This is a genomic window from Priestia sp. P5_B4 (assembly GCF_056400385.1).
In genome coordinates this window covers 1-3,354 of the sequence record NZ_JBFULJ010000408.1, presented here as the reverse complement: position 1 = coordinate 3,354, position 3,354 = coordinate 1, and the positions used below count along the sequence as shown (strand labels likewise).

Here is a 3,354-nt window from a genome sequence, read left to right as displayed (position 1 = left end):
GCTGCAGCGAGAGGAATATCAACATGAGCTGATAAAAAAAGCAAAAGAAGAGCTTCAAGAATACATAGAAGCCCAAACGCATCAGGAGGCAATTGAAGAGCTCGCGGATTTACTGGAAGTTATGCAGGCGCTAGCAGCTGTGCACGGGGCCACGCCAGAACAACTTGAGAAAGTGCGTGAGGAGAAGGCCAGGGAGCGCGGGAAGTTTGATGATCGGGTTTATTTAGTGGAGGTAGAATAAGAATAAATTATTTTAGTAAAAGGAAAAATGAAGATAATTTTATTATTTGTTCAAGAACCTACTACATTTCAGACCTGATTTTCATTATTTGATACTTTATTCTAGAGATTACAGGTAATTTAAGTTAAAATAAAACAATTTTATTCCAGATATTATTATATCTATGCTATAATCAATAAGAGAATAATGAGGTATAATTACCTAAAAAAGGAAATTTAAAGATTACTTTTTACCTATTTTGTCTTTTGATGGATAGTTTTTTATTGTCGATTAGAAGCAATTTGGGCTGTTTTTATGCCATCAATTAATTATTGGATTTATGAAATTAGGTAGTACTAAAATAATAAAATGACAAAAGGAGAGAATGACTTTGAATAAAAATACATTTGTTGACTATTTAGATCAATTTAATGTTTTATCTCCTAATCACTCTAAAATATATGATGAATACACATACGATAAAGGTAAAGACTCGTATGTTTTTAAAATTGAAACGAAGGCAGAAACGTATCTTTGTAATTTATTTTTAAATAACCCTCAAAGCATTATATTAACAGGAAATGCGGGGGATGGAAAGACTAGGTTATGTCGTTCCGTTTATAATTATTTTCACCAAGATGGTTTAGTAGATTGGCCTGAATCAGGAATACTTGAAGTAGATTTTCCGCACGGCAAAATTAGAATGGTTAAAGATTTATCAGAACTAAAAGACGAAATTATACTAAAGGAACTTAGTAGATTACAAGCAAGTGTAAAYGATAACCATACAGATAAAATATACTATCTTATTGCTGCAAATGAAGGTAAGTTGACTAAATTTTTATCTCAACATGAAGATCTATCCTCGTTAAAAGTGGAAGTTAAAAGACGTTTTAAGACCCACTTAGCCAATAATTCCACTTTTAGTATTATCAATTTGTTAGATGTAACCTCATCATTATACGTTGAAAAAGTCTTAGATGAATGGAATAAAGAAAGTAACTGGTCGGTATGTGAAAGTTGTTCTAAGCAAAAAGCGTGCATTATAAATTTAAATCATAAAAGATCTTCCAAAGATTTTGTGAAAAATAGATTGGTAGAACAATATAGGTTTCTTGACTATTTAGGCACCCACATAACTATGCGTGAAATGCTTATACATATTAGTTATATCCTTACCGGTGGTTTAACTTGTACAGATGTGTTGGATGCAGATTATGCAGCCTTAAAATACCAAATTGACAAACCATATTATGAAAATTTCTATGGGAATAATGCTGCCAATGAAGCTCTTTCGGATATRAGAGCAATAAAACTCTTTAAAGAATTAGATCCAGGAAGATATTCTGATTCTAATATAGATGATTTTATTTTAAATGGCGATATTAGTGGCAATGTTCAATTGGAAGCTTTACATGAAGATTTATTTAATTCGGATTTAGATTTATATCTAGGATACTTTAAGAAAAGATTAGATATTTATCGTAATCATAACAAAGAGAGTAATGATAACCTCATTGAAGAATGGATAGAAAAGTTAAGAAGAAAGTTTTATTTCGAATTCCCTTCAGAAGAATTTTTTAATAGAAATAATTTAGTTCCCTTTAAATTTGTAAATATATTTGACGAGCTTTTTGGTGACCAAAGGAAGCAGGCGATAAGCAAAAGGGACTTAACTAGAGGCCTTAATCGGGCTTTTTCTAAGAAATTAGTAGATAGTAATAGAGAATTATTCTCTACTTCAGAGAACCTAATGATTCATTCAAGTATACCTATAAGTCAGATGAAAATAAGTGAAGAAAAACAAAGAGAGGACATTGATCACAGATCCTCTAGCTTTGAAATTACTGTAGGTAATACTAAATTATCTTTAAATTTATATGTATTTGAGTATCTCATGCGCTTAAGTAACGGCGATACTCATAATATTTTAAAGGAAGATGTGGAAATCCTTCTTGATACATTTCGTAACGAATTAATAAAAGAAACTGAAACTGACCCTTTTGTATTAAACATTCTAAGGTTAGATAAAGAAAACGGTTTGTATGTGCAAGATTGTATAGAAATTTTAGAATAAGGGTGAATAGACATGCAGAATTCAGATAAAAATGTAGAAGAATTTTCATCTCAGCTATCTGCAAAAATTTGGGGGCATCGTTTTAAAGATGGTCAACGTGGACCGGAGTATGTTTTAGAGTTCTTAAATGTTTTATATGGAACAAATTATCAACTAAATGCAGATTGCTATTTTAGAAATAAATCACAAAATTTACGTAAATTTATCTTTGAAGGTGTCAAAGAAGGTAGTAAGCGTGGCAGCGCGCAACTTGATCAAGAAAAAAAGAAATTTCTTTATGAAAAACTTCAAGATGATAACAAAATCGAAGTTATCAGAGAGTTTTTTAGAAATCTAGAAATACCTCTTGTGGACGGAAAAGGAAAAGAAGCTGATCGCTCCTGGTATGCTCGATCGTTATACCCTTTACACGAGAGCCTACTTTTTTTTGAGTTACGTGTTAAAGGTGAAAATACTTCTTACGAACGAAACTTTTTTGCTCGTGGTGGAGAATTATATTATTTAATGGTTTCTTATGGAGCTGAAAAATTTCCAGGTGTTAAATATAGAATAGAGCAGAGGTTTCAACAATTATTACAAAAAAACAATTCTGTTGGTCAAATAGTCGACTCTATTCAAAGTGTTTTAGGTGATGAAGATGAAAATAAATCTCAGGACAAGTACCCATTAAAAAAGATGGAAAAACTGTCTAAGGAATACCCTCATTTGCCAATTGAAGAACATGCACTTTTTGATCAGTTTGCTGAAGAAATGTCAAACTTATTGAATTTAGATATTGATGTTTACGATATGTTTAAGCTTTTAACAAGTTTAACTTGCTTTCATATTTTATTGTATATGTATGAGCGATCTAAAGTAGAGGCCACCAACCGAATAGAGTTTTTCTTTGATTGTTTAGATGGCAAAAATAAAGAAGTGCAAAAAATATCAACTAGCACGTTTAAAAACAACGAAATTTTAATTAAAGAAAAATTTGAAGACTATTTCTCAAAGCAATTTTTCAGCATTATCGGTCATGAGGAAGAAGTCAATAGAGAGTTAAGTAAGTGGAAAGAAG

At 31.1% G+C, this 3,354-nt stretch carries 2 protein-coding genes and 1 pseudogene; all 3 read left to right on the top strand.

Annotated features, from left to right (window positions below; all coding sequences use genetic code 11):
• On the top strand, positions 1 to 241 hold a 241-nt coding region (locus AC1DRF_RS20325), incomplete at its 5' end, for a pyrophosphohydrolase domain-containing protein (RefSeq protein WP_477741528.1).
• 370 nt (positions 242 to 611) lie between these two features.
• Positions 612 to 2,297 carry a hypothetical protein gene (locus tag AC1DRF_RS20320; protein ID WP_477741527.1) on the top strand — a complete coding sequence of 562 codons (1,686 nt, stop codon included), beginning with the start codon at positions 612 to 614 and terminating at the stop codon, positions 2,295 to 2,297.
• A gap of 12 nt (positions 2,298 to 2,309) precedes the next feature.
• Positions 2,310 to 3,354, top strand: a pseudogene (locus AC1DRF_RS20315) (hypothetical protein); the annotation flags it as partial.